Origin of the sequence: Zoogloea sp. (assembly GCF_041914405.1) — a bacterium.
In the GTDB taxonomy this organism is placed as follows: domain Bacteria; phylum Pseudomonadota; class Gammaproteobacteria; order Burkholderiales; family Rhodocyclaceae; genus Zoogloea.
Window position 1 is genome coordinate 12,342 of the sequence record NZ_JAYSDK010000041.1, and the last position, 26,700, is coordinate 39,041.

Annotated in this window: 27 protein-coding genes; 19 read left to right on the plus strand and 8 right to left on the minus strand. The window is 64.3% G+C overall.

The genetic code is table 11. The annotated features are described in order from the left end of the window. The first annotated feature begins 9 nt into the window (after window positions 1–9). Together ACE3RX_RS20025 and ACE3RX_RS20030 are read left to right on the plus strand one after the other, a co-directional pair. The gene (locus tag ACE3RX_RS20025) at window positions 10–813 is read left to right on the plus strand and encodes an outer membrane protein assembly factor BamD (protein ID WP_374486732.1); all 804 of its coding nucleotides are present in this window, start codon (window positions 10–12) and stop codon (window positions 811–813) included. A 21-nt stretch (window positions 814–834) separates the two neighbouring features. Next, the gene (locus tag ACE3RX_RS20030) at window positions 835–1,353 is read left to right on the plus strand and encodes a DUF2946 family protein (protein WP_374486733.1); all 519 of its coding nucleotides are present in this window, start codon (window positions 835–837) and stop codon (window positions 1,351–1,353) included. Window positions 1,354–1,410: 57 nt separating this feature from the next. Here ACE3RX_RS20030 and ACE3RX_RS20035 read toward each other — a convergent pair whose 3' ends face one another. Together ACE3RX_RS20035 and yihA are read right to left on the minus strand one after the other, a co-directional pair. Further along, entirely contained in the window at window positions 1,411–2,850 is a 1,440-nt protein-coding gene (locus tag ACE3RX_RS20035) for a mannose-1-phosphate guanylyltransferase/mannose-6-phosphate isomerase (RefSeq protein ID WP_374486734.1), read from the minus strand. A gap of 93 nt (window positions 2,851–2,943) precedes the next feature. Next, a complete protein-coding gene (yihA, locus tag ACE3RX_RS20040) occupies window positions 2,944–3,561 on the minus strand; it encodes a ribosome biogenesis GTP-binding protein YihA/YsxC (RefSeq protein WP_374486735.1) in 618 nt (205 codons plus the stop codon). Window positions 3,562–3,673: 112 nt separating this feature from the next. Between yihA and ACE3RX_RS20045 the strand changes: the two genes are divergently transcribed. From ACE3RX_RS20045 to ccsB, 3 genes are all read left to right on the plus strand, one after another. After that, window positions 3,674–4,309 (plus strand): cytochrome c, encoded by a 636-nt coding sequence (locus ACE3RX_RS20045; RefSeq protein ID WP_374486736.1) that lies wholly within the window; start codon window positions 3,674–3,676, stop codon window positions 4,307–4,309. 95 nt (window positions 4,310–4,404) lie between these two features. Then, entirely contained in the window at window positions 4,405–6,453 is a 2,049-nt protein-coding gene (locus ACE3RX_RS20050) for a cytochrome c biogenesis protein ResB (protein ID WP_374486737.1), read from the plus strand. Window positions 6,454–6,468: 15 nt separating this feature from the next. Beyond that, window positions 6,469–7,608: a c-type cytochrome biogenesis protein CcsB gene (gene ccsB / locus ACE3RX_RS20055; protein ID WP_374486738.1), complete on the plus strand. Its 1,140-nt coding sequence runs from the start codon at window positions 6,469–6,471 to the stop codon at window positions 7,606–7,608. Window positions 7,609–7,615: 7 nt separating this feature from the next. Here ccsB and ACE3RX_RS20060 read toward each other — a convergent pair whose 3' ends face one another. The 5 genes from ACE3RX_RS20060 to ffh all read right to left on the minus strand — a co-directional run bounded on the left by ACE3RX_RS20060 (window position 7,616) and on the right by ffh (window position 13,041). After that, entirely contained in the window at window positions 7,616–8,452 is an 837-nt protein-coding gene (locus tag ACE3RX_RS20060; RefSeq protein ID WP_374486739.1) for a ferritin-like domain-containing protein, read from the minus strand. 95 nt (window positions 8,453–8,547) lie between these two features. Beyond that, window positions 8,548–9,093 (minus strand): phasin family protein, encoded by a 546-nt coding sequence (locus ACE3RX_RS20065; RefSeq protein WP_374486740.1) that lies wholly within the window; start codon window positions 9,091–9,093, stop codon window positions 8,548–8,550. A gap of 199 nt (window positions 9,094–9,292) precedes the next feature. Next, the gene (locus ACE3RX_RS20070) at window positions 9,293–9,910 is read right to left on the minus strand and encodes a response regulator transcription factor (RefSeq protein WP_374486741.1); all 618 of its coding nucleotides are present in this window, start codon (window positions 9,908–9,910) and stop codon (window positions 9,293–9,295) included. A gap of 77 nt (window positions 9,911–9,987) precedes the next feature. Next, a complete protein-coding gene (locus ACE3RX_RS20075) occupies window positions 9,988–11,517 on the minus strand; it encodes a PAS domain-containing protein (protein WP_374486742.1) in 1,530 nt (509 codons plus the stop codon). Window positions 11,518–11,679: 162 nt separating this feature from the next. Next, the gene (gene ffh / locus ACE3RX_RS20080) at window positions 11,680–13,041 is read right to left on the minus strand and encodes a signal recognition particle protein (protein WP_374486743.1); all 1,362 of its coding nucleotides are present in this window, start codon (window positions 13,039–13,041) and stop codon (window positions 11,680–11,682) included. A 38-nt stretch (window positions 13,042–13,079) separates the two neighbouring features. Between ffh and ACE3RX_RS20085 the strand changes: the two genes are divergently transcribed. From ACE3RX_RS20085 to nudB, 12 genes are all read left to right on the plus strand, one after another. Then, window positions 13,080–13,907, plus strand: a complete 828-nt coding sequence (locus ACE3RX_RS20085) for an inner membrane protein YpjD (protein WP_374486744.1) — start codon at window positions 13,080–13,082, stop codon at window positions 13,905–13,907. Between the two features lie 53 nt (window positions 13,908–13,960). After that, window positions 13,961–15,235: an HlyC/CorC family transporter gene (locus ACE3RX_RS20090; RefSeq protein WP_374486745.1), complete on the plus strand. Its 1,275-nt coding sequence runs from the start codon at window positions 13,961–13,963 to the stop codon at window positions 15,233–15,235. A gap of 93 nt (window positions 15,236–15,328) precedes the next feature. Beyond that, a complete protein-coding gene (gene pilB / locus ACE3RX_RS20095; protein WP_374486746.1) occupies window positions 15,329–17,047 on the plus strand; it encodes a type IV-A pilus assembly ATPase PilB in 1,719 nt (572 codons plus the stop codon). Between the two features lie 22 nt (window positions 17,048–17,069). Next, window positions 17,070–18,314 (plus strand): type II secretion system F family protein, encoded by a 1,245-nt coding sequence (locus ACE3RX_RS20100; RefSeq protein WP_374486747.1) that lies wholly within the window; start codon window positions 17,070–17,072, stop codon window positions 18,312–18,314. A 22-nt stretch (window positions 18,315–18,336) separates the two neighbouring features. After that, entirely contained in the window at window positions 18,337–19,191 is an 855-nt protein-coding gene (locus ACE3RX_RS20105) for an A24 family peptidase (RefSeq protein WP_374486748.1), read from the plus strand. Between the two features lie 113 nt (window positions 19,192–19,304). Beyond that, complete coding sequence (locus ACE3RX_RS20110; protein ID WP_374486749.1) at window positions 19,305–19,571, plus strand: FmdB family zinc ribbon protein; 267 nt, start codon at window positions 19,305–19,307, stop codon at window positions 19,569–19,571. A gap of 25 nt (window positions 19,572–19,596) precedes the next feature. After that, window positions 19,597–20,232, plus strand: a complete 636-nt coding sequence (locus tag ACE3RX_RS20115) for a DUF502 domain-containing protein (RefSeq protein WP_374486750.1) — start codon at window positions 19,597–19,599, stop codon at window positions 20,230–20,232. Window positions 20,233–20,285: 53 nt separating this feature from the next. After that, window positions 20,286–22,076, plus strand: a complete 1,791-nt coding sequence (gene aspS / locus ACE3RX_RS20120; RefSeq protein WP_374486751.1) for an aspartate--tRNA ligase — start codon at window positions 20,286–20,288, stop codon at window positions 22,074–22,076. Between the two features lie 159 nt (window positions 22,077–22,235). Continuing rightward, complete coding sequence (locus tag ACE3RX_RS20125) at window positions 22,236–23,861, plus strand: tetratricopeptide repeat protein (RefSeq protein WP_374486752.1); 1,626 nt, start codon at window positions 22,236–22,238, stop codon at window positions 23,859–23,861. Between the two features lie 46 nt (window positions 23,862–23,907). Continuing rightward, on the plus strand, window positions 23,908–24,282 hold the full coding sequence (locus ACE3RX_RS20130; RefSeq protein ID WP_374486753.1) for a ribonuclease domain-containing protein: 375 nt from the start codon (window positions 23,908–23,910) through the stop codon (window positions 24,280–24,282). A gap of 2 nt (window positions 24,283–24,284) precedes the next feature. Beyond that, window positions 24,285–24,728, plus strand: a complete 444-nt coding sequence (locus ACE3RX_RS20135; RefSeq protein WP_374486754.1) for a barstar family protein — start codon at window positions 24,285–24,287, stop codon at window positions 24,726–24,728. Beyond that, on the plus strand, window positions 24,725–25,198 hold the full coding sequence (gene nudB / locus ACE3RX_RS20140; protein ID WP_374486755.1) for a dihydroneopterin triphosphate diphosphatase: 474 nt from the start codon (window positions 24,725–24,727) through the stop codon (window positions 25,196–25,198). The genes ACE3RX_RS20135 and nudB overlap by 4 nt, the downstream gene beginning before the upstream one ends. On the opposite strand, the gene ACE3RX_RS20145 is transcribed toward nudB, so the two are convergent. Then, complete coding sequence (locus tag ACE3RX_RS20145) at window positions 25,161–25,373, minus strand: cysteine-rich CWC family protein (RefSeq protein ID WP_374486756.1); 213 nt, start codon at window positions 25,371–25,373, stop codon at window positions 25,161–25,163. The genes nudB and ACE3RX_RS20145 overlap by 38 nt on opposite strands. Before the next feature lie 143 nt (window positions 25,374–25,516). Here ACE3RX_RS20145 and ACE3RX_RS20150 point away from each other — a divergent pair, with 143 nt between their 5' ends. Both ACE3RX_RS20150 and argB read left to right on the plus strand, forming a co-directional pair. After that, entirely contained in the window at window positions 25,517–25,933 is a 417-nt protein-coding gene (locus tag ACE3RX_RS20150; protein ID WP_374486757.1) for an Hsp20/alpha crystallin family protein, read from the plus strand. Between the two features lie 123 nt (window positions 25,934–26,056). Beyond that, window positions 26,057–26,700, plus strand: a 644-nt coding sequence (gene argB / locus ACE3RX_RS20155; RefSeq protein WP_374486758.1) for an acetylglutamate kinase, incomplete at its 3' end; no start/stop codon positions are given.

Genomic DNA, 26,700 nt, shown 5'->3' on the forward strand with positions numbered 1-26,700 from the left:
GAGTTTTCAATGGCGCATTTCACCCTGCGTAGTTTAACGCTTACCGGCTTCCTGCTGCTCGCCGGCTGCAGCGGCCTCCCCGACCAGGCGGACGAAACCGTCGGCTGGAACGCCCAGAAGCTGTATTCCGAAGCCAAGGACTCCATGTCGGACGGCGCTTGGGATCGCGCCATCAAGATGTTCGAGAAACTCGAATCGCGCTATCCCTACGGCCGTTACGCCCAACAGGCCCAGCTCGAAGTGGCGTACGCCTACTACAAGTCGAACGAGCCGGCTTCGGCCATCGCCGCCTGCGACCGCTTCATCAAGCTGCACCCCAACCACCCGAACGTGGACTACGCCTACTACCTGAAGGGCCTGGCGAACTTCAACGAGGACCTGGGCCTGCTTGGTTCGCTGGCCAACCAGGACTTGTCGGAGCGTGACCCCAAAGCCACCCGCGCCTCCTTCGACACCTTCAAGGAACTGAGCCAGCGCTTCCCGGACAGCAAGTACACGCCGGACGCGACGCTGCGCATGCGCTACCTGGTGAATGCACTGGCGTCCTACGAAGTGCACGTATCCCGCTATTACTACAATCGCGGCGCCTATGTGGCGGCAGCCAACCGGGCCCAGGGCACGATCAAGGACTTCCCCCAGTCGCCGGCGACCGAGGAAGCCCTGTTCCTGATGGTCAAGAGCTACGATGCACTGAAGATGAACGACCTGCGCGACGACGCCGACCGCGTGCTGCGCAAGAACTTCCCGAAGAGCCGCTACCTCACCGCCAACGGCGCCGTTCCCAGCGACCGGCCGTGGTGGAAGATGTGGTGAGCATCGGGACGCCCGACCACCATGGATGAAGCCGTCCGCCAGGCATTGGCCAAATGGCCCAATGTGCCCTCGTGCACGGGTTGGCTGCGCCTGAGTCGGCGCGGAGAATGGTGGGTACCCGAAGGGCCGATCCGCCATGCCGGGCTGCGTGGCTTCATCGGCCGCAACTACCTGGCCACGGCGGATGGCCGCTGGTTCTTCCAGAACGGGCCGCAGCAGGTCTTCGTGGATCTCGACTACACACCGATGATCCTGCGCCTGGCGGCCCCCGGCCAGCTGGAAACACATACCGGCCTGCAGGTGACGGCACTCGACAGCGCCTGGCTGGACGAGCACGGCAACCTGCTATTGGGCAGCGAGCACGGCATTGCGCTGCTCGATGACCGCGACCTGGCAGCGCTGCTCGACCATCTCGACGGCGACCTTGAAGCCGCTGATAGCGCAATCACGCTTCACTGGGGCGGGCAACACCTGCCCGTCGGGCGCATCAACCAGGCCGACGTTTCTACCCGCTTCGGCTTCATGAACAAACCGGCCTGAAACGGCCGGTTTTCATTGCAGCACTGGCCGGCATGAAGCCGGCCCCTTCCCTGCCGCTCAACCGCGGCCGTACTTGTCCTCAAAGCGCACGATATCGTCCTCGCCCAGGTAGGCGCCGGACTGCACCTCGATGATTTCGAGGGGCAACTTGCCCGGATTGGCGAGACGGTGCACATGCCCCAGCGGGATGTAGGTGGATTCGTTCTCGCCGAGCAGGAAGACCTTGTCGCCATTGGTGACTTCGGCAGTTCCCTTCACGACGATCCAGTGCTCAGCCCGGTGGTGATGCATTTGCAGGCTCAGGCGCGCGCCGGGATTGACGACGATGCGCTTGACCTGGAAACGCGGACCGGCATCAATGGAGTCGTACCAGCCCCACGGGCGGTGGATCTTGCGGTGGGCCGAGGCCTGGCTGCGCTGGCCTGCCTTGAGGGTGGCGACGATCTGCTTGACGTGCTGGGTCTTGTCCTTGCGCGCAACCAGCACCGCATCGGGCGTTTCAACGACAACAACATCATCGAGACCGACGCAAGCGACCATGCGGTCCTGGGCATACGCGAGGGTGTTGCGGCTATCCTCGAACAACACGTCACCCCGCGCCACGTTGCCCGCCTCGTCCTTGTCGGCGATCTGCCACAGGGCGTCCCAGGCGCCGACGTCGGACCAGCCGGCGGACATAGGCACCACGCTGCCGGAAATGCCGAGATCGGTCGCACCTGCCAGCTTTTCCATCACCGCATAGTCGATGGAGTCGGACGGGCAGGCCTTGAAGGCGTCCTTGCCGACGCGCACGAAATCGGCGTCGCGGGAACCGGCATTCCAGGCGGCCACGCAGGCGGCGTGCATTGCGGGCTGCAACTGCGCCATGGCCTTGAGCCAGACGCTGGCACGGACCATGAACAGGCCGCTGTTCCAGAGATATTCGCCGCTATCGAGATAACGCTGGGCGGTAGCCGCATCGGGCTTTTCGACGAAGGCGGCGATGGCCTTGCTGCCGTCCGGGCGGTCGGCGCCGAAGCGGATGTATCCGTAGCCGGTTTCGGCGTGATCGGGAACGATACCGAAGGTCACGATAGCGTTATCCAGCGCAGCCGGGATGCCCGCATCGATGGCGCCCTGGAAACCATCCAGGTCACGGATCACGTGGTCAGCCGGCATTACCAGTAGCACCGGGTCGGCCTCCTGCACCGCCAGCGCGGCCAGCGTGAGGGCCGGCGCGGTATTGCGGCCGAAGGGCTCCAGAACGATGTTGCCGCTGCTCTTGCCGCTGGAGCGCAGCTGCTCGGCGGTCACGAAACGGTATTCCTCATTGCACACCACCACCGGCTCGGCGGCCACCGGCAGACGTCCGCGGAAGCCACTCAGCCGACCGGCCGTGGCCTGCAGCATGGTGTCGTTACCGACCAGCGCCAGCAGTTGCTTGGGGTATTGCTCGCGGGACAGGGGCCACAGGCGGGTGCCGGAGCCTCCGGAAAGGATGACGGGTTGAAGTTCCATGGCGGACTAAGGACTCACGAAAAAATTGAAGCACTGCACAATGCCATATGTTTTAACACAAAGTCGCCCAAAACACTCCTTCGTCATGCCCGATCAGCGGTCGGCAGCCTCCCCCTCCAGGCCGGCGAGCCAGCCACCAACCACCTTTTCGACATCCTCGACCCCAGTCTTCTTTAGGCTGGAAAAGAGTTGCACGGTCACGTGCTCGCCGAGGGGCGCGAGCTCCTTGCGGACTGCCGCAAGGGTGGCGGCGGCTTCGCTGCGGGTGAGCTTGTCGCTCTTGGTGAGCAGCACGTGGATCGGCCGCCCGCTCGGCGCAAACCAGCCGATCATCGTGCGGTCGAGCTCCTTGAGCGGATGCCGCGAATCCATGATCAGCACCAGGCCGATCAGATTGGGCCGGCGAGTCAGGTAATCCTCGAGCAGGTGCTGCCACTGGCGGCGCACCGCCTCCGGCACTTCGGCGTAACCGTAACCGGGCAGATCCACCAGCACGGCACCGTTCTGCAGGCGGAAGAAATTGATCAGCTGGGTACGCCCTGGCGTCTTGGACACATAAGCCAGCCGTGTGTGGTTGGCCAGGGTGTTGATGGCGCTCGACTTGCCGGCATTGGAGCGGCCGGCAAAGGCGATCTCGGCACCACGGGGCGCCGGCAGGCCGCTGGCCTTGGCAATGGAAATTTCAAACTGGGCGTTGCGGAAGAGAGGCATGGGGAATGGCGTGGAGCTTGCGCGTCAGGGCTATATTGCATCGCGCAAATGACTGGAATTGCTATAGAATAGCAGGTTTGAGACTTCCACATTCTTGGCTTCCGAGGACATCATGATCAAGCGTTCCCTGCTGCTTTCGTTGCTTCTGGCCACCGGTGCGGTTCAGGCTGAAGAAAAGGCTTCCGCCCAACCCGATCTGGCCAAGGCCAAGCAGACTGCAGAAACGGTCTGCGTCGCCTGCCACGGCGCCGACGGCAACAGCCAGATCCCCACCAACCCGAAACTCGCGGGCCAGCATGCGGAATACCTCGCCAAGCAGTTGCGGAACTTCAAGAGCCAGGACGGCAAGCCCGCTGAGCGCGCCAACCCGGTGATGGGTGGCATGGCCGCCCCCCTGTCCGACGACGACATCAAGGGCCTGGCCGCATACTTCGCCGGCCAGCAGCTCAAGCCCGAAGCCGCCAAGAACAAGGCCTCCATCGAACTCGGCCAGAAGCTGTGGCGCGCCGGCGACCTGAAGCGCGGCATCCCCGCCTGTGCCGCCTGTCACGGCCCCGCCGGTGCCGGCCTGCCCGCCCAGTTCCCGCGCCTGTCCGGCCAGTTCGCCGACTACACCGAAGCCCAGCTCAAGGCCTTCCGTGCTGGCGAGCGTGCCAACGATCCGAACAAGATGATGCGCACCATCGCCCTCAAGATGACCGATCCGGAAATCAAGGCCGTCGCCGACTTCGCCGCCGGCTTGCGCTGAGTCAAGGCGCCTTTTCGCGCCGTCCGACTATAAAGAAGGGGTGGTCTAGGCCACCCCTTCTTTCCGTTCCAGTCCCGCTTATCTCGACGCCATTCATGCGACAGCGCAGCACTTCCCGCGCCTTCTACGAGCTGATCAGCTCGATGCGCTTTGCGATCAGCCTGCTGACCGTCCTCGGGATCGCCTCCATCATCGGGACGGTGCTCAAGCAGAACGAGCCCTACAACAACTACCTTAACCAGTTCGGCCCCTACTGGTTCCCGATCTTCGAGGAGCTAGGGCTTTACGCGGTATACAACTCCGCCTGGTTTCTGCTCATCCTGGCCTTCCTGGTGCTGTCCACCACGGCCTGCATCATCCGCCAGACCCAGCCGATGCTGAAGGACATGCGCAGCTTCCGCGAACATGCGAAGGAAGCCTCGCTGGCCGCTTTCCAGCATCACGAACGGCTGCGCACCGCGCTTCCCACTGACAATGCGGCACAGAAGGTGCAGGCCTACCTGGCCGCCAACGGCTTCCAGAGTCGGGTCGGCGCCCGCGAGGATGGCGTGCTGCTGGCCGCCAAGCAGGGCAGCTGGACGCGCATCGGCTACTTCCTGGCCCACGCGGCGATCGTGCTGATCTGCATCGGCGGCCTGCTGGACGGCAACCTGCCCCTCAAGATGCAGATGGCCCTCGGCGGCAAGACGACCACCTCGGGCAACCAGCTGATCTCCGACATCAAGCCGGAAAGCCGCCTCGGCCTGGACAACTGGAGCTTCCGCGGCAACGTCTTCATCCCGGAAGGCAAGAGCTCCAACGTGGCGATCCTCAACGTGAAGGACGGCATCCTGCTGCAGGATCTGCCCTTCACGGTGTCGCTGCACAAGTTCCACCTGGAGCACTACTCCACCGGGATGCCCAAGCGCTTCGCCAGCGACATCCTGATCACCGATAAGGCCAGCGGCAAGACCGTCGAGAAGACCATCGAGGTAAACAAGCCCTTCGAGTTCGACGGCATCATGATGTACCAGGCCAGCTTCGAGGACGGCGGTTCGCGCCTGCACCTGCTCGGCCACGACCTGCGCAGCGGCGGCAAGGCGCCCTTCCCGACCGATGCCACCGTCGGCGAGGCCATCAAGCTGAAGCAGGACGGGCTCGACTACACCGTGGAGCTGGGCAGCTTCCGCCCCTTCAACATCGAGAACATGGCCAACGAGGAGCAGGTTGAAACCAGCGCCGTAGCCAGGCTCGAGAAGCACCTCGGCAGCGGCGCCCGCTCGGTGTCGAAGAAAGACCTGCGCAACGTCGGCCCGAGCTTCGAGTACAAGCTGCGCGATTCCGCCGGCCAGGCCCGGGAATACCAGAACTACATGCTGCCGATCGAACAGGACGGCGCCTGGTACATGCTGGCCGGCATGCGCGACTCGCCGGCAGCGCCGTTCCGTTTCATGCGCATCCCGATGGACCAGGACGGCAAGCCGGACAGCTGGTTCGCGATCCGCAGCATGCTGCTCGACAAGAGCCGCCACGCGGAGATTGCCAGCCGCTTCGTGGCCACTGCGCTGGGAGCCGACGCCGGCGAGAAGGTACGCGCACGCCTGCACGAGACAACCCAGAAGACCCTGGAGCTGTTCGCCCTCGGCGGCTTCGAGAGCCTCGGCAAGTTCATCGAAAGCACGGTGCCCGCCGCGGAGCGGGACAAGGCCGCCGACGTGTTCGTGAAGATCCTTGAAGGCTCGGCCTGGGAGGCCTGGAAGCTGGCCCGCAGTGCCGCTGGTCAGCCCGCGCCGGAGCTGGACCAGAAGCTCGGCCGCCTGCTGCGTGACTCGCTCAACGCCACCAGCGACAGCCTGCACTACGGCGCACCGGTGTACTTACAGCTCACCGGTTTCGAGGAAGTACGCGCCACGGTGCTGCAGGTGACCCGTTCGCCAGGCAAGCCGGTAGTGTATTTCGGCTCTCTTCTGCTGGTGCTGGGCGTCTTCGCGATGCTCTACATCCGCGAACGCCGGCTCTTCGTTCTGATCAAACACAGCGGCGACGCGCTGGTGGCACTCAGCGCCAACCGCAAGTCGATGGACGTGGAAGAGGCCTTCCTGCGCCACCGCAAGGCCATCGCGGCCCTGCTCGACCCAGCCGCGACGCCGCCCGCCCAATCCTGATCCGAGGTCATTTCGATGGACATCGCCCACTCTGGAACCCCGTCCCCGCTGCGCCGCATCGGCCTTGGCGACGGCCTGTTCGCGCTGGCTCTCGTCTGCGCAGCCGGCTTCGCCCTGAGCCAGTACGGCGCCTTCATGGACATCTACGACAAGGCAATCCTCATCGCCGTCATTCCGTCGCTGGCCACCATCGGCTGGGCCTGGAAGCCCTTCCGGATCTTCCTGGCCGCGGCCACGGCGCTGGCCCTGCTGAGCATCAACTTGTACGGCGGCGACCTGGCCCGCGCCGAGCAAGCCTTCTTCCTCAAGTACCTGATCTCCAGCCAGACAGCGATCATGTGGATGAGCGCGCTGTTCTTCATCGCCACCGGCGCCTACTGGATCGGCCTCATCGCCCGCTCGGACTTCGCCGAGAAGACCGGCTCCGCGCTGACCTGGAGCGCAGTGACGATGGGCACCACCGGCCTGCTGGTGCGCTGGTACGAGAGCTACCTGATCGGCACCGACGTGGGTCACATCCCCATCAGCAACCTGTACGAAGTCTTCGTGCTGTTCTCACTGATCACCGGCCTGCTCTACCTGTACTACGAGGGCCACTACGCAACGCGCCGGATGGGTGCCTTCGTGCTGCTGGTGATCTCGGCGGCGGTGGCCTTCCTGCTGTGGTACACCTTCTCCCGCGAGGCCCAGGAGATCCAGCCGCTGATCCCGGCGCTGCAGAGCTACTGGATGAAGGTGCACGTGCCGGCCAACTTCATCGGCTACGGCGCCTTTGCACTGGCGGCGATGATCGGCGTGGCCGACCTGCTGGTGCGCAAGGGCATCCTGGCCAGCCGCCTGCCGCCCGCGGAGGTGCTGGACGACGTGATGTACAAGGCCATCGCTATTGGCTTCGCGTTCTTCACCATCGCCACCATCCTCGGCGCCCTGTGGGCGGCCGAAGCCTGGGGCACCTACTGGCAGTGGGATCCGAAGGAGACCTGGGCCTTCATCGTGTGGCTGAACTACGCGGCCTGGCTGCACATCCGCCTGACCAAGGGCCTGCGCGGCCCGATGCTGGCCTGGTGGGCGGTGATCGGCCTGCTGGTGACGGCCTTCGCCTTCGTCGGCGTAAATATGTTCCTGTCAGGCCTGCATTCCTACGGCTCGCTGTGAGCCCCGCCTAGGCCCCGTTCCGGCGGGGCCGGCCGCCTTCCAGCCGGGCAATCTCTCCGGCACTGAAGCCCGCCTTCCGGCGGGCTTCGACGTTCAGGGGCTTGGGTGGCCAAGGGGCGTCGAATTCGGTCATCAGGGCGAGATAAGTTTCCTCCGGCTCCAGCCCCCGCTCAGCGCAGAAATGGCGGAACCAGCGGTCGCCCAGCGCCACATGGCCGATCTCGTCGCGCAGGATGATGTCGAGCACCGCGATCGTCGCCTCGTCGCCGACCTTTTGCAGCTTCGCCACGATCGGCGGCGTGGCATCCAGGCCCCGCGCCTCAAGCACCCGCGGCACCAGGGCCATGCGTGCCAGGGGATCGCTGGCGGTCTTGAGTGCCATGTCCCACAAGCCGCGATGGGCCGGAAAGTCACCGTAGGCAAAGCCCACCGCAGCGAGCCTCGCGGTCACCAGGCCAAAGTGGTACGCCTCTTCCGCCGCCACCTGGAGCCAGCCGGCATAGAAATCCGCTGGCAAGCCGCGAAAGCGGTAGACGCAGTCGAGTGCCAGGTTGATGGCGTTGAATTCGATATGGGCAATCGCATGCAGCAGCGCGGCCAACCCTTCGGCGGACGAAGGCTTGCGATGCGGCACGGAGGTATGTTCGATCAATTCGGGCCGGGCCGGTCTGCCGGCATCGATCACCGCCAGCACAGGGCAATCACCGCCGTCGGCGGGGATCGGCAACACGCCCTGCTCCCAGTCCTGGCAAAGTTGCGCCACCAACCTGGATTTTTCGGCAGGGTCAGGACACATGAGGGCCCCGTAGGCCCGGGCGTACAGATCTTCAGGGGTTTCCGGCATGGGCGCGATGGTACTACACGATCCAAAAACGAAAGGCCGTCTGCATGGACGGCCTTTCGCGGGCGCGTTACCGCGCCTCTTTCTCTCCCCCTCAATCAAGCGGTCTTGCGGGCAGCCTCCCGGCGGGGACTGACAGCCGGCTTGGCGGCCGGAACGGCGAGGGCCACATCCCTGATCTGCTCGCCGACCTTGCCGAGGTTCTCGAAGGCCGCCACCTGGGCCTCGACACCACTGCGCAGGACATCAAACCATACATCGAAACCGGCCGGGGCACCTTCCGCCAGGCGATCGATGTTGTGCCGGACCTGACCAGTCACCGTACTGGCGGAGTTCCGGAACGCCTCGGCGAACAACTGGCCAGCCTCCAGCAGCACCTCGTACTGCTCACGCGCACTTTCGGACGAACGCTGCAGCTGCGGCTGGAAAAAACGGGCTTGCCAGTCGGCCAAGCCAGCCACATCACGCACTTCGAGCAGGTTTGCGGAGCCTGCCAGAGCGTCACGGGCAAACTCCAGGCTGCTCTCGAGTTGAAGTCGCACGAGCTTCTCCGCCTGATCTGCCAGCCCTTGGGCCAGTTCGATGAACTTGTCGAGCTCGGCGCCCTGCAGCGGCGCAAAACGTGCAATGCTGACCACGGTCATTCAAACCTCCTATCGAGTTGACCTATTTCCATGGGTGTCTCCCCCATCCTTCTCCATCCTGTTCCGCCAGGCCCACGGCCTTGTCCGGACTGCACATCGCGGTGCAGCAAAGAAGTTGGACGGAGTATGTCATCGCTGGGCATAGCCATGAAGACGGCATTTCCCCCACGCCAATACAGGGAAAACCCTTAGTTCAGCCTCAGTGCGCGTGATAACGGACTTCGATGACGAGCCGGACCAGCTCAGCGAGGGATTCGACCTGCAGCTTTTCCATGACCCGTGCGCGGTGCTGCTCGACCGTCTTGATGCTGATCCCCAGATCCTCGGCGATCTGCTTGTTGAGGCGTCCGGCGACCATGCCGTCCATGACGTCCCGCTCCCGGGTGGTCAGCCCATCCAGGCGCCCCTGTATCTCGGTCCACCACGCTCCTTCCAGACGGCGCTGGGCCGCCACCTGCACGGCTTCATTGACGCGATCGAGCAGGACCTGCTCGTTGAAGGGTTTCTGCAGGAAATCGAAAGCGCCTTCGCGCATCACCCGCGCGACCATCGGCACGTCGCCATGGGCCGACACGAAGATGATGGGCAGGCGCTGGCCGAGGCGACCGAGGCGATCCTGCAGGCCAAGCCCGCTCAGGCCGGGCATCCGCACATCGAGAATCAGGCAATGGGCCGTTTCGAGCGCCTCGCCGTCATCCAGGAACTCCATGGCACCTCGATAACAGCGCACCGGAAAGCCGAGGGTTTCGACGAGCAGACCAATCGACAGACGAACAGCGTCGTCGTCATCGACCACACAGACTAGTGGTCTATTCATGTTGTTCTCCCGGTCGGTATCAACTACGTATTGTTGTTTTTTCAACAGGGTAGCACCGCCCACCGGCAGGTGCGCCGCTACCCGGCAGGCCGCGGCAGCGACAGGCAGAACGTGGTGCCCTGCCTCGTACTCTTTTCGACCCACATGCGGCCGCCATGGTTCTCGATGATGGTGCGGCAAATCGCCAGCCCGAGCCCGACGCCCTCCGGCTTGGTGGTGACAAAGGGCGCGAAGGGGTCGCTCCGCACGGTCTCAGCCAGGCCACAGCCACTGTCGCTGACAGTCACCTCCACCATGCCATCGGTCCCCAGGCGAGTCGAAATGTGCAGCAGGCGCTCGCCGTCGACCTCGCTCATTGCGTCGATGGCATTCTTTGCCAGGTTGCTGAGCACCTGCTCCAGTTGAACCCGGTCACCGACGACCAACAAGGAAGGCTCCACCAGCGTCAGCTGCCATTGCACCGCATGGGCACGCGCCTCGAACTCCATGAAGCGGACCACGTCCCGGACCGCATCATTGATCGCAATCGGTGTCACCAGTAGGCTATCGCGACGGACGAAACAGCGCACCCGATGGACGATCTCGCCGGCCCTCAGGGCTTGCCCGGCGATCAGTTGCAGCGGCTCCCTCAGGCGCTCGCCGGCAGCCCCCAGTTCGTCCAGGCGCCGCAGTACCACCGCACTGAAATTGCGCAAGGCGGTGAGTGGTTGATTGAGCTCGTGAGCCAGCGCCGACGCCATCTCGCCCACGTGAATGAGGCGCGCGGCGCGGGCCAGCTCCTGCTGCTGACGCATTTCCCGCTCCACGCCAAGATGCTGGTCGTGAACATCGCGAACTGTACCGATCATGCGCAGGGGCTTGCCCTCGCGGCTGCCCTCCATCACCTTGCCGCGCAGCGCGACCCAGCGATAGGCTCCATCTTCGGTACGCAGTCGGAACTCCACTTCGGCGATCGGGCGGACTCCCGCCAGGTGGGCCGAGAAGGCAGCAACCGCAGCCCGCACGTCATCCGGATGCAGACGGGCTGGCCAGATGTCATTGCCCCGCAGCGGTCGATCATCCGGCAGCCCGATGATGGCCCGGAAGCTCTGGCTGACATTAATTTCGCCGCTCTCCAGGGTCCAGTCCCACAGGGCATCGCCGTGGCCCTCGAGGGCAAACTGCCACAGCCGCTCGGAAGCCTGCAGTTCGTCCATCAGGCGGTGCGCGTCATGGACGTCCCGGTACACGCCGACGATGCGGCTCGCCCGTCCGCCCGCGTCGCGGGCCACGACCCGTGCCCGAGAGGCGACCCAGCGATACTCCCCGCTCCGGCAACGCAGCCGGAACTCAGCGACGAAATCCGGAGCGACGCCCGACAGGCAAGCGGCCAGCTTGCGATGGGCTTCGTCCCGGTCGTCCGGGTGCAGCAACTGACCCCATTTCAAGTCTGCCGACTCGTCGGGGGTATAGCCGAGCATCTCACTCCACAGCGGGCTCCGGTAGATCCGGCCGCTCACGAGATTCCAGTCCCAGACCCCTGCTCCAGCGACCTCCAGGGCCAGACGCCAGCGTTCCTCGTCTTCCACCAGCCCCGCTGCCGACACGGCATCGCTTACGCGCTCCACCTGCAGTCCCTTGCTCGCCTCACGCCCTGGCCAGGGCGCCTTCCATCCGAATAAAGACGGCTGAACGCGGGAAGGCAAGCCCTGCGAGCGCCTTCACTGTCGCAGGTGGAGCAATTCCAAGTTCATCGGCGAACGAATTCGCCATCAAGACCGGAGTCACCGTCAGCGCAGACCGCCGCCGGGCATCAGGCCCTTCATGGCGCGCATCATCTTCTGCATGCCGCCCTTGGAGAACTGCTTCATCATCTTCTGGGTCTGCTCGAACTGACTCAGCAGGCGATTCACTTCCTGCACCGTGACGCCGGCGCCGGCAGCGATGCGGCGTTTGCGCGAGGCCTTGAGAAGCTCCGGCTTTGCACGCTCGATCGGCGTCATGGAGTTGATGATGCCCTCGATGCGCTTGATGGCCTTTTCCTCGACACCGCCCTGCAGCTGGCCGGCAGCCTGGGCGAACTGGGCCGGCAGCTTGTCCATCAGGCTCGACAGGCCACCCATATTCTTCATCTGCCCGAGCTGCTCCTTGAAATCGTTGAGGTCGAAGCCCTTGCCGCTCTTCAGCTTCTGGGCGAAGGCCTTGGCCTTTTCCTCGTCGACGCCACGGCGGGCGTCCTCGACCAGGGACAGGATGTCGCCCATGCCGAGGATCCGGCTGGCCATCCGCTCGGGGTGAAACTCTTCGAGGCCCGCCAGCTTTTCGCCGACACCGGCGAACTTAAGGGGCTTGCCGGTGACATGGCGCACGGACAGGGCCGCACCGCCACGGGCGTCACCGTCGAGCTTGGTGAGCACGACGCCGGTCAGCGGTAGGGCGTCGTTAAAGGCGCGGGCCGTGTTGACCGCATCCTGGCCGAGCATCGCATCGACAACGAACAGGGTTTCGATCGGCTTGACCGCCGCGTGCAGGGCCTGGATCTCCTCCATCATCGCCTGATCGATGGCGAGCCGGCCGGCTGTATCCACCAGCAGCACATCCATGTAGTGGCGGCGAGCGTAATCCACCGCCGCCAGCGCGATGTCCACCGGCTTCTGGTCGGGCGTGGACGGGAAGAACTCGATGCCGGCCTGCTGGGACACGGTTTCCAGCTGGGCGATGGCGGCCGGACGATAGACGTCAGTGGACACCGCTAGCACTTTCTTCTTCATCCGCTCGCTGAGCAGCTTGCCGAGCTTGCCGGTGGTGGTGGTCTTGCCGGCGCCCTGCAGGCCGGCCATCAGGATGATCGCTGGCGGCTGGGTTGCAAGATTGAGGCCGGTGTGGGCACCGCCCATCAGCTCAGTGAGCTCGCGATGCACGACGCCGACCAGAGCCTGGCCCGGCGTCAGCGAGCTGAGCACTTCGGTGCCGACAGCCTTTTCCTTGACCCGGGCGATGAAGTCCTTGACCACCGGCAGCGCCACGTCGGCTTCGAGCAGGGCCATGCGTACTTCGCGCAGGGCGTCCTGGATGTTGTCTTCGGTGAGGCGTGCCTGGCCGCGCAGGGTCTTGACGACCTTCGCCAGTCGCGTTGTGAGGTTGTCCAGCATGATGGTTAGGAACCGAGGCCTTGGAGTAAACTTGAACGATGCCCGCGATTCTACTTCATCTGCTCCCCGCCTCCCTGTATGCGCTGCTCGGCCTGCACTTCTGGCACAGCCGCTGGCATGCGCCTGCCCGCCCACCCCGTCAGGGACTGAGCCAGTGGGAGCGAATCGCCATGCTGGTGGCGCTGGCCGCCCATGGCTTCTCCCTGCATGGCGCCTTCTTCTCGCCGGAGGGCCTGCATTTCGGATTCAGCCTGGCGCTGTCGCTGATGCTGTGGCTGGCAATGCTGTTCTACTGGATCGAGAGCCTCTACGCCCGCCTGGAAGGCCTGCAGACCCTCGGTATGCCGGTCGCAGCGATATGCGCGGCGCTGCCTGCCATCCTGCCGGCCCCCCACCTGCTGGAGAACACTGCTTCGCCGCTGTTCCGTGCCCACTTCGTGGTGGCCATGCTGGCCTATAGCCTGTTCACGCTGGCCGCCCTGCATGCAATGTTGATGGCCATCGCCGAACGCCGCCTCCACGGCGCCCGCCTGACCCGCGCCTTTGCGTCCCTGCCGCCATTGCTGACAATGGAAACCCTGCTGTTCCGCCTGATCAGCATCGCCTTCGTACTGCTGACCCTCACACTGGGCTCCGGCATCCTGTTCTCCGAGGCCCTGTTCGGCAAGGCCTTCCGCTTCGATCACAAGACCGTCTTCGCGATCATTTCGTGGGGCATCTTCGGCAGCCTGTTGGTCGGCCGACAGGCCTGGGGCTGGCGCGGCCGGAAGGCCCTGCACTGGACCCTCGCCGGCTTCGTGGCGCTGATGCTAGCCTACGTCGGGAGCCGCTTCGTCGCCGACGTGCTGCTCGGCCGGCCGGCTTGACAAGCACTAACCCGGACTGAATACTCGCCCGGACGTCATTTCCACCACGCCTCGTGGACAGCATCCCCCTTTCCGCCCAAACGGCGATCCTGGCCGCGCTGCTGGCCATGTCCGGCTTCTTCTCGATGGCCGAGACGGCCATGATGGCCGCCAACCGCTACCGCCTGCGCTCAGCCGCCCAGCTCGGCTCCCGCGGCGCCCGGCTGGCCCTCGACCTGCTCGACCAGACCGACAAGCTGCTGGGCATCATTCTGCTATTCAACAACCTGATCAACGCGGCCGCTGCCACGCTGGTGAGCGTCATCACCATCCAGTTGTTCGGCAGCGAGGAATGGATCCTGGGCGTCAGCACCCTCCTGGTCACCTTCCTGATCCTGGTGTTCTCCGAGATCACCCCAAAGGTGATCGGCGCCAACCACGCCAACCGGCTGGCCTGCATCGTCAGCTACCCCCTCGCAGCCCTGCTCAAGGGCCTTTATTTCATCGTCTGGTTCGTCAACCTGTTCGTCACTGGCCTGCTGCGCCTGCTGCGCCTGGCAGAGCATGACAAGCACGAGGCCAATGCCCTGTCCACCGAGGAACTGCGCACCATCGTCCTCGAATCCAGCGCCTTCATTCCCCCCAAGCACCGCAGCATCCTTCTCAACCTGTTCGAGCTTGAGGACATCACCGTCGAGGACGTGATGACTCCGCGCAACCAGATCGAAGCGGTCAATATCGCCGAGCCGCTCGACGTCATCCAGCGTCATCTGGCGACCTGCTACCACACCCGCCTACCGGTCTTCGACGGGGAGATGAACTCCGTCATCGGGGTCTTGCACGTCCGCCGGGTGCTGGGCCAGACCCTCGATCACACTCTGGAGGTCGGGGACATCCGTGGGATGCTGTCCAAGCCTTACTTCATCCCGGCCAGCACGGCGATCTACTCTCAGCTCCAATTCTTCCAGGAAAACCGCGAACGTCTCGGCTTGGTCGTGGACGAATATGGTGAGTTGCTGGGCCTCGTGACCCTCGAGGACATCATCGAGGAGCTGATTGGCAAATTCACCACCAGCGCCCCGGATGCGGCGGAAAAACTGAGCTGGGGACCGGACGGGAGCGTGCTGACGGATGGCAGCCAACACCTGCGCGACCTGAACCGCAAGCTAGGCCTGTCCCTGCCGCTGGATGGCCCCAAAACCCTCAACGGCCTGATTCTGGAGTGCCTGCAGGACATTCCGGAATCCGGTGTCTCGGTGAAGATCGCCAATGTACCGATCGAGGTCGTCCAAGCCGAAGATCGCCGAATCAAGACCGCCCGTATATTTCGCCCTCATAGACGCAAATAACCGCTTCCGGCGCACAGGCTTTACAAGCCCTGTCCGCGGCGGCATGATCGCCGCACGCCCCAGGCGGCCGCTCAACCCTTTCGACGCTTCGGCATGTCTGCTAATCCCCAGGTCGCACTGAGCGGCCTCGCCCGCGCCCTCATCCAGCATGGCCGCCTGCTAGAAGCAGAAGCGGTCGCCTGTTCGTCTCCATCCGGCAACCCGAACGACTTCATCGTCGAAGTCATCCGGCGCGGCCTGATGAGCGCCCTGGACATCGCCCGCTTCGCTGCCGAGACTTTCGGCTCGCCGATCCTCGACCTCTCCGCCTTCGACGAATCCTTCATTGCGGTCGATGCGATCGACCGCAAGCTGATGAACAAGCATCAGGTGGTCGCCCTCGGGCGGCGCGGCAACCGGCTCGCCCTGGCACTGTCCGACCCATCCAACCTGCGCATCCTCGACGAGATCCGTTTTCAGACCGGGCTGGCCGTCGACCCGGTGGTGGTCGAGGCTCCCAAACTCATCGCGCTGGTGGAAAAGCTGTCGGAATCGGCGTCCGATGCGATCAAGGACCTTACTGGCGAAGAGTTCGACATGGACCTCCTCGGCCAGGAGGGCGCCGCCGAGAGCCAGCAACAGCAGGAAGACGTCCAGTCCGAGGTCGATGATGCGCCGGTGGTGCGCTTTATCCAGAAGCTGTTGATCGACGCGATCAACGAAGGGGCATCGGACATCCATTTCGAGCCATACGAAAAGTACTACCGGATCCGCTTCCGTACCGATGGCATCCTCCGCGAGATTGCCCAGCCGCCGCTGGTGCTGAAGGAAAAGATCGCGGCCCGCATCAAGGTCATCTCCCGGCTCGACATCTCGGAAAAGCGCATTCCACAGGATGGCCGGATGAAGCTGGTGCTATCCAAGAACAAGGCCATCGACTTCCGCGTCTCGACCTTGCCGACCCTGCACGGCGAGAAGATCGTGATGCGGATTCTCGATCCGACCTCGGCAATGCTGGGCATCGAGGCGCTCGGCTATGAACCCGACCAGCGGGACGCCCTGATGGCAGCGGTCGAGCGGCCCTACGGCATGATCCTGGTCACCGGCCCCACCGGCAGCGGCAAGACGGTCTCGCTATACACCTGCCTGAACATCCTCAACAAGGCCGGCGTCAATATCAGCACGGCGGAAGACCCGGCGGAAATCAACCTGCCCGGGATCAACCAGGTCAACGTCAACGAAAAAGCCGGCCTGACCTTCGCATCGGCCCTGCGCGCCTTCCTGCGCCAGGATCCGGACGTGATCATGGTCGGCGAAATCCGCGACCTGGAGACAGCCGAGATCTCGGTCAAAGCCGCGCAAACCGGCCACTTGGTGCTGTCCACCCTGCACACCAACGACGCCCCCTCCACGCTGGAACGTCTGCGCAACATGGGCGTGGCGCCGTTCAACATCGCCTCCTCGGTCATCATGATCACCGCCCAGCGCCTGGCCCGACGCCTGTGCACCTGCAAGCAGCCGGTGGACATCCCGATCGAAGCGCTCATCTCGGCCGGCTTCAACGAGGCCGATCTGGACGGGACCTGGCAACCTTACGGGCCGAAGGGCTGCGATCGCTGCAAGGGCAGCGGGTACAAGGGGCGTCTGGGTATTTACCAGGTGATGCCGATCTCCGAGGAGATCGCACGTATAATCATGACAAACGGCAACTCGATGGATATTGCAGCCCAAGCCCAGCTCGAAGGCGTCAGGGATCTGCGCCAATCCGGCCTGTTGAAGGTCAAGCAGGGCATCACGTCCCTAAGCGAAGTCCTTGCCTGCACGAACGAGTGATCGCCTCAAGCGGAACGCACCGATGGCCACGACAACCACCAAAAAGCCCACCCCCCGAAGCGCCAGCGCAACCCGCGAATACCTTTTCCTGTGGGAAGGCAAGGACAAGACCGGCAAGATCATCCGCGGCGAAATGCGCGCTGCCACGGAAACCGTGGTCCAGACCATCCTGCGCCGCCAGGGCGTGCTGGCACACAAGATCCGCAAGCAATCCTTCTCCCGTGGCCGCAAGATCACCGACAAGGACATCGCGCTGTTCACTCGCCAGCTGTCCACAATGATGCGTTCCGGCGTGCCGCTGCTGCAGTCCTTCGACATCGCCATCAAGGGCTGTGGCAACCCGTCGCTGGGGCGCCTCCTCAACGACGTGCGTGCCAACGTGGAAACCGGCAGCAACCTGTCCCAGGCTTTCCGCCGTCACCCCGAACATTTCGACGCGCTGTTCTGCAACCTCGTCGAGGCGGGCGAACAGGCCGGCATCCTCGACTCCCTGCTCGATCGTCTGGCGTCGTACAAGGAAAAGATTCTTGCCATCAAGAGCAAGATCAAATCGGCGATGTTCTACCCGATCGCCGTGGTGGTGGTTGCCGCCCTGGTGGTCACGGTGATGATGCTGTTCGTGGTCCCCGAATTCAAGAAGGTGTTCGCCAGCTTCGGCGCCGACCTGCCGGCGCCGACCATGTTCGTGATCGCCATTTCCGACTTCTTTGTCCAGTACTGGTATCTCGGCTTCGGCATCATCGCTGGCACGGTCATCGGCATCTCGTATTCCTACAAACGCTCGGTACCGATGCAGGTCGCCGTAGACAAGGCCATGCTGCAGGTCCCGGTGATTGGCGAGGTGGTCCGCAAGGCCACCATTGCCCGCTGGACACGAACCCTGTCCACCATGTTCGCGGCCGGGGTGCCCCTCGTCGAGGCGCTGGACTCGGTCGGTGGCGCAGCGGGCAACGTGGTTTACAAGAACGCAACCAAACAGATCCAGTCGGACGTGAGTACCGGTACCAGCCTGACCGTGGCCATGCAGAACTCCCATGTCTTCCCCACCATGGTGGTGCAGATGGTGTCCATCGGCGAGGAATCCGGCCAGCTCGACTCCATGCTCAGCAAGGTCGCGGACTTCTTCGAGCGGGAAGTGGACGACGCGGTCGCCGGCCTCAGCCAACTGCTCGAGCCGCTGATCATGGTCTTCCTCGGGGTGGTGATCGGTGGCCTCGTGGTGGCCATGTACCTGCCTATCTTCAAGCTCGGCGCCGTCGTCGGCTAAGTCACCGCGAACTTTCGTACCCATGGACATCCTCCTGCAGGACACGCTCGTCTTCCCGGCGCTGTGCGCGCTGCTCGGCCTTTTCGTCGGCAGCTTCCTTAACGTGGTCATTCACCGCCTGCCGCTGATGATGGAGCGGGAATGGCAGGCCGAGGCCGCCACCCTACGCGGCGAGGAGCCGGGTGCGCCGCAACCGCGCTTCAACCTCGCCACGCCGCGCTCGCGCTGCCCCCATTGCGGCCACCTGATCGGGGCGCTCGAGAACATCCCGGTCGTCAGCTACCTGCTGCTGCGCGGACGCTGCCGGCACTGCGACGGCCCGATCAGTGTCCGCTATCCGCTCATCGAGGTGCTGTGCGCTGCGCTTTCCTGGTTTACCGCCCACCACTTCGGCTTTGGCCTGGCGGGCTGGGGAGCGCTGGTCTTCGTATGGGCCCTCATCGCCCTGTGCTTCATCGACCTGGACACCCAACTGCTGCCCGACAGCATCACCCTGCCGCTGCTGTGGCTGGGCCTGTTGCTCAATTTGTCCGGCACCTACACCGATCTCTCCAGCGCAGTCGTCGGCGCTTCGGCCGGCTATCTGACCCTGTGGTCGGTGTACTGGCTGTTCAAGCTCACCACCGGCAAGGAGGGCATGGGCTACGGTGATTTCAAGCTCCTCGCGGCGCTGGGTGCGTGGCTGGGCTGGCAGGTGCTCCCGCTGACCATCCTGCTCTCCTCGGCGGTAGGCGCCATCGTCGGCGTGGCGCTGATCGTGCTGCGTCGCCATGGCCGCGAGATCCCGATCCCCTTCGGCCCCTACCTGGCGGCCGCCGGGCTACTGGCCCTGTACTGGGGCGGTCCGCTGACCCAGGCCTACCTGGACATGCTGTAGCCCCTCCGGACCTTGAAACAGGCCCCGCCGCCCCCACCTGTTGGAGTGCGGGTCTGTTTCGCCCGATGTTGCGATGCGCTAAACTTCGCCCCATTGACTTTCCGGAGCTCGTCATGCCTATCTACGAGTACCGCTGCAGCAGCTGCGGCCACCAAAAAGACCACCTTCAAAAAATGAGCGATGCCCCGCTCACCACCTGTCCGGCCTGTGGTGCCGAAAGCTACGCCAAGCAACTGTCGGCGGCAGGCTTTCAGCTCAAAGGCAGCGGCTGGTATGCCACTGACTTCAAGGGCGGCAGCGGCTCCAGCCCGAAGACCGAAGCGGCCAAATCCGACAGCCCTGCGCCGACGCCCTGCGGCGGCAGTTGCGCGTGCCACTGATAGCGACGCACGCGAACTGCGCTGAATGAAAAAATACTTCGTCACCGGCCTGCTGATCTGGATTCCAGTCGTCATCACCTTCGTGGTGCTGGCCTGGATCGTCAACACGCTCGACCAGATCCTGCTGCTGGTCCCGGAGGCCCTGCGTCCCGAGGCTTTCCTGGGCTTCCATCTGCCCGGCATCGGCGTCATCGTCTCGCTGCTGCTGATCCTCGTCACCGGCCTGGCCGCCGCCAATTTCGTCGGCCAGCGCCTGGTGCGCTTCTGGGAAGGTGCCCTGTCGCGCATCCCGGTCGTCAAGTCGATCTACTACAGCGTCAAGCAGGTCTCGGACACCTTGCTGTCCAGCAACGGCCAGGCTTTTCGCAAGGCGCTGCTGATCCAGTACCCGCGCGAAGGGATGTGGACCATCGGTTTCCAGACCGGCGCGCCCGGCGGCGACGCGGGCCATCACCTGGGCCCAGACTTCGTCAGCGTCTATGTACCGACGACGCCTAACCCGACCTCTGGCTTCTTCCTGATGCTGCCCCGCAAGGACGCCATCGAGCTGGACATGAGTGTCGATGAAGCCCTCAAGTACATCATCTCGATGGGTGTTGTGGCCCCGCCCACGCACCGCACGCCAGGCCCGCGGCCGGCCCCTGCCCTTCTGAATCAATAAACGCGGTTGTCTTCCGACCGCGTTCCGCTTTTTCCAGGAATCCTGATCCCACCATGCGAACTCAATACTGCGGCCTCGTTTCCGCTGCCTATCTCGACCAAACCGTCACCCTCTGCGGCTGGGTGCACCGTCGCCGCGACCACGGTGGCGTGATCTTCATCGACCTGCGTGACCGCGAAGGCCTCGTGCAGGTCGTCTGCGATCCGGATCGGGCCGAGATGTTCCAGGTGGCCGAATCGGTCCGTAACGAGTTCGTCCTCAAGATCACCGGCAAGGTCCGCCGCCGTCCGGCCGGCACCGAAAACACTGGCCTGGTGTCCGGCGAGATCGAGGTGCTGTGCCACGAGATCGAAATCCTCAACGCCTCGGCCACGCCCCCGTTCCAGCTCGACGAAGAGAACCTCTCCGAAACCACCCGCCTGACCCACCGGGTGATCGACCTGCGCCGCCCGCAGATGCAGAAGAACATGATGCTGCGCTACCGCACCGCCATGGCCTTCCGCCGCTTCCTCGACGGCCAGGGCTTCATCGACATCGAAACCCCGATGCTCACCAAGAGCACCCCGGAAGGCGCCCGTGACTACCTGGTGCCGTCCCGCGTGCACGATGGTCAGTTCTTCGCACTGCCCCAGTCCCCGCAGCTCTTCAAGCAGATGCTGATGGTGGCCGGCTACGATCGCTATTATCAGATCGTCAAGTGCTTCCGTGACGAAGACTTGCGCGCCGACCGTCAGCCTGAATTCACCCAGGTCGATATCGAGACCTCCTTCCTGACCGAGGCCGAGATCACGGCCATGATGGAAGAGATGATCCGCACGATCTTCAAGGAAGTGCTGTCCGTCGAGCTGCCCAACCCCTTCCCGCGCATGACCTACGCGGAAGCCATGGACCGCTTCGGCTCCGACAAGCCCGACCTGCGCGTGACCCTCGAGCTGACCGACGTCACCGACGCGGTGAAGGACGTGGCCTTCAAGGTCTTCTCCGGCCCGGCCAACTCTGGTGGCCGCGTCGCAGCGATCCGCGTACCGGGCGGCGCCAGCCTCTCCCGTGGCGAGATCGACGAGTACACCAAGTTCGTCGGCATCTACGGCGCCAAGGGCCTGGCCTACATCAAGGTCAACGACGTCACCCAGCCGAACGAAACCGGCCTGCAATCTCCGATCGTCAAGAACCTCAATGAAGCCGCGCTGCGCACCATCCTCGAGCGTACCGGCGCCCAGTCCGGCGACCTGATCTTCTTCGGCGCCGACAAGACCAAGGTCGTCAACGACGCCCTCGGCGCGCTGCGCATCAAGCTCGGCCACGAGAAAGGCTACGTCAACGGCAAGGCCTGGGAGCCGCTATGGGTCGTGGACTTCCCGATGTTCGAGTACGACGAGGACGACAAGCGCTGGACCGCCTGCCACCACCCGTTCACCAGCCCGAAGGACGAGCACCTCGAACTGCTGACCAGCGATCCGGGCAAGTGCCTGGCCAAGGCCTACGACCTGGCCCTCAACGGCTGGGAAATCGGCGGCGGCTCGGTGCGTATCCACCGTGCCGATGTGCAGGAAAAGGTCTTCTCCGCCCTCAACATCGGACCGGAAGAACAGCAAGCCAAGTTCGGCTTCCTGCTGGACGCCCTCAAGTACGGTGCGCCCCCGCACGGCGGCCTGGCCTTCGGCCTCGACCGCATCGTCACGATGATGACCGGCGCCGAGTCGATTCGCGACGTGATCGCCTTCCCGAAGACCCAGCGCGCCCAGTGCTTGCTCACCGACGCCCCGTCGCCGGTGGACGAAAAGCAGCTGCGCGAGTTGCACATTCGCCTGCGCAACAAGGCGCCGGAAGCGCCTGCCGCCTGAACGGCAGCACATTGAACCGGAAGGGCGAACGGCCATTGGCTGTTCGCCCTTTTTTCTAGCTGACGGTGGCGTTCCACGCGGCAGCATTCTTGCGGATCGCCCTCAAGAATGGACGTCCGCGGCCGTAGCTTCTAGCCAGTCCTGATATTCCCTGCTGCCGTGATCGACCTCGACAACATCTCCGCCCTCGTCGTTGAAGCCAATCCGACCATGCGGACCCAGCTCCGCAACATGCTCAACATGAGCGGCATCAGCAAGGTGCAATTTGCCGTCACGGCCGGAGTCGCCGTGCGCAAGCTGCGGGAATCACGCTTCGACCTGATCCTCTGCGAATATCACCTTGGGGACGGCCAGGACGGGCAGCACCTGCTGGAAGACCTGCGCCACCACCACATCATTCCGCTGACCACGCTGTTCCTGATGGTCACCGGCGAGCGACAGTACGAACGCGTCATCAGCGCCGCCGAACTGGCACCCAACGACTACATCCTCAAGCCCTTCGCCGCCGACACCCTGCACGAACGCATTGAGCGCGCCCTCGAGAAGCGCGACGCCTTCATGCCGGTGTACCGGCTGATCGAACTCGGCAATGCCCCTGACGCCATCGCCGCCTGTATCGCCGGTGAGGAAAAGCACCCTAACTGGGCCATCGACTTCATGCGCCTGCGCGCCGAACTGCAGCTGGCTAGTGGCAACGGCGAGGAAGCCTTTGCCCTGTACGAGAAGATCCTCGCCAACCGCAGCATCCCATGGGCCCGGCTGGGGCTGGCCAAGGCGCTGCACATGCAGCGCCGTTATGCCGAAGCCGAGGACATCCTGCAAGGTCTGGTGGCCGAGAACGACATGTTCCTCGATGCCTACGACTGGCTATCCCGCACCCGCGAAGCAGCCGGCGAACTGCAGGGCGCACGCAACGTCCTGGCCACCGCCACAAGCCTGTCCCCCCACCGGGTTGGTCGCCTGCGCCGGCTGGGCGAGCTGGCCATCGAGACGGGCGACCACGAGACCGCCGAAAAGGTGCTCAGCGAAGTCGTCCGCAAGGGCAAGTATTCCGACTTCCGGGACCCGGAAGACCATGTCCGGCTGGTCCAGGCTCAGCTCGGCAAAGGGGACACAGCCCAGGCCGAAGCCACTATCCGCGACCTTGAGCGCTCCATGCTTGGCCTCGACAAGACGCGCAGCTGCACCTCCCTGTCGAGCGCTCTAGTACACCTGAAGAAGGGCGATACCACCAAGGCCTCCGAGGCCATCAAGGCACTCGCCAACGAAGGCGGTGCCGCCAGCAGCAACCTGTCCCAGAGTCTCAAGAAGGAGCTCGCCCGGGCCTGCTTTGCCAGCCAGATGGAAGAGCACGGTACGGAGGTCGTCCTCGACCTGATGCGCAATGCCACCGACGACCGCGCTCTGGAGAGCACCAAGCGCATCCTGCGCGAAGCCGGCCGCAGCGAGCTGTGCGAACAGTTGCTGTCGCGCACCCAGGGCGAAGTGAAGGATCTGGTCGCCGAGGGTGCCCGCAAGGCCCAGGGTGGCGATTACGAGGGCGCAGTGCAGTTCATGCTCAGCGCCGTCCGCAAGATGCCGACCAACATCCATGTGCTGTTCAACGCGACCCTCGCCCTCCTCAAGTACGTGGAGAACTGTGGCTGGAACGAGCGCTTCGCGGAACAGGCCCGCAGCCTGATGGAGCGAGCCCGCCAAATCGACCCAGGCAACTCCCGCCTGCCGGCGCTGACCACCTACTATTACAACCTGTTGAAGAAGTACGGCATCCGTCCCTCATCCTGACGGGCCGCTGCTACACTGCAGCGTCATCAGCACTTCGCGGATAGTCATGCCCACCTTCTTCCGCCTGCTTGTCGCTTTATTTTTGGGCCTTGCCGGTGCCGCACAGGCCCGCGACCTGCCCGACTGGCTGCGCCGCGAGCCGGCCCCGGTCAGCGCCCACGCCCTGCCTCCCGAAGCCCGCGACACCCTGGCGCTGATCCGTCAGGGCGGCCCCTATCCCTACCGACGCGACGGCGTGACTTTCCAGAACCGGGAAGGCCGCTTGCCGGATGCGCAGAACGGCTTCTACCGGGAATACACCGTCACCACGCCCGGCTCCCGCGACCGCGGCGCCCGGCGCATCATCAGCGGCGGCCGTCCCCCAAGCGTGTTCTACTACACCGACGATCATTACCGCAGCTTCCGACGGATTCAGGACTGAGCATGAACGCCCCTCCCTTTCACACCCTGCTGCCCCGGGCCGAACGGGCCGGCATCTATCACCTGCCCTACGCAACCGACCTGGCCCTTGAGGAGGCGACGGATAGCCTGGGGTACGCGCTGCTCCGCCTCGACCTCGCCCGCATTACCGACAAAGACGGTTTTCTTGCGGCCATTGGAAAGGCCCTCGAATTTCCGGACTGGTACGGACACAACTGGGACGCGCTGGCCGACTGCCTGAATGACATGTCGTGGCTGGAGGCGGACGGCTACGTGCTGGTCCTCGACCATGCCGATGCCTTTGCCGCCGCCAACCCGGCGGATTTCGGCACAGCTTTGTCCATCCTGCAGGAAGCCTCCGACGCGTGGCGGGAAGAAGGGATCCCCTTCTGGACCCTGGTCGGCATCACGGCCGACGGCATCGCCTGGCTGCGCGACCTGGAATGAGTGCATACAAGCAGCCGGTTTCGGTGCTGGTCCTGATCCACACCCCGGCGCTGGACGTTCTGCTGCTGGAGCGTGCTGGCGGCAACGGCCTGTGGCAATCGGTGACTGGCAGCCGCGAAGACGACGAAAGCCTGGCCGCCACCGCGCTGCGCGAAGTCGCCGAGGAAACCGGCATAGAGGCAGCGCCCGACGTGCTGGTGGACTGGCAGCTGTCCAACCGCTTCGTGATCCTGCCGCGCTGGCGCGGCCGCTATGCGCCGGGGGTCACCCACAACACCGAACACGTCTTCAGCCTGTGCGTGCCCGCGCCCATCCCTGTGCGACTGGCCGACGATGAACACACCGCTGCCCTGTGGCTGCCGTGGCAGACGGCTGCGGCCAAAGTCTTCTCCTGGACCAACCGGGACGCCATCCGCCTGCTGCCGCAGCGCCTCAACGGCGCGCAGCAACCTCCTCCAGCCGGCGCCTGAGGCAGTCCGGGCAGTAACAGGCTCCCACATCCCCGGGCGCTATCGAAGGCACTTCCAGCACCGGGGGCAGGCTTGCACACCAGCACTCCGGCAGACCAGCGTTCATGCCACAGGTGAAGGCAGCCCCGCAGGCCGGGCACACGTTGGTAGCCGCCACGTTCTTGTTCTGTTCCATCGACTTACTCCCTTTGATCCACCTCAAGTCTAGCGCGGATCACCGCCGCAGCGCCTTGAACCAACCCCGCACGCTCCCTATACAACAAGCAGGGAGGGCAGACGGCCCTCGGGTAAGCGCCAACCAGAACAAGGAGACGACACATGAGCAACATCACTCGCCGTGACCCTCTGGACGATCTGTTCCGCGGCTTTTTCGTTCGCCCGGTCGAATACGCCGGCGCCCCCGTCGAGTCACCGCAGATGCGCGTGGACGTGAAGGAAGCCAACGATGCCTACCAGGTGCACGCCGAACTGCCGGGCATCAAGAAGGAGGACATCCACGTGCATATCGACGGTCCGGTCGTCTCGATCAGCGCCGAACGCAAGCAGGAGAAGGAAGTGAAGGAAGGCGAACGGGTGCTGCGCACCGAACGCTATTTCGGCGAGGTGTCACGCAGCTTCCAGCTCGGCGCCGACGTGGATGAGGCGAAAGCCTCGGCCAAATTCAACGATGGCGTCCTTGAGCTGACACTGCCGAAGAAGGCCCCAGCCCAGAGCAAGCGCCTCGTCATCGAATAGTCCGCGCCGACGGCGGCATCCGGCCAGTCGCAGAGCGGGAAGAGCGATCTTCCCGCTTTTTGTTTGAGTCCTGGCTCATTACAATCGCGGGCACACCAAAACAACCTTGCGCTGCAACACATCATGACCGCTGCCATCGACACCTCCGACCTGACCCCGGCCCAGAAGGCCTCCATCATTGCCGAAGCCCTGCCCTACATCCGCCGCTTCCAGGACAAGACGCTGGTCATCAAGTACGGCGGCAACGCGATGACCGACCCGCACCTGAAGGCCTGTTTCGCCCACGACGTGGTGCTCCTCAAGCTGGTCGGCTTCAACCCGGTGGTGGTGCATGGCGGCGGCCCGCAGATCGAGAACATGCTGTCCCGCGTCGGCAAGAAGGGCGAGTTCGTGCAGGGCATGCGCGTCACCGACGCCGAGACGATGGAAGTCGTGGAGATGGTGCTCGGCGGCCAGGTGAACAAGGAGATCGTCAACCTGATCAACCAGGCCGGTGGCAAGGCCGTGGGCGTGACCGGCAAGGACTCCAACTTCATCCGCGCCAAGAAGCTGATGATGGAGAACAAGGACGTCCCGGGCGATCTGATCGACATCGGCCAGGTCGGCGACATCACCCAGATCGACCCGAGCCTGATCTCCTTCCTCGACCAGGGCGACTTCATCCCCGTCATCGCACCGATCGGCGTTGGCCCCAATGGCGAGAGCTACAACATCAACGCCGACGTGGTGGCCGGCAAGCTGGCCGAGGTGCTGAAGGCCGAGAAGCT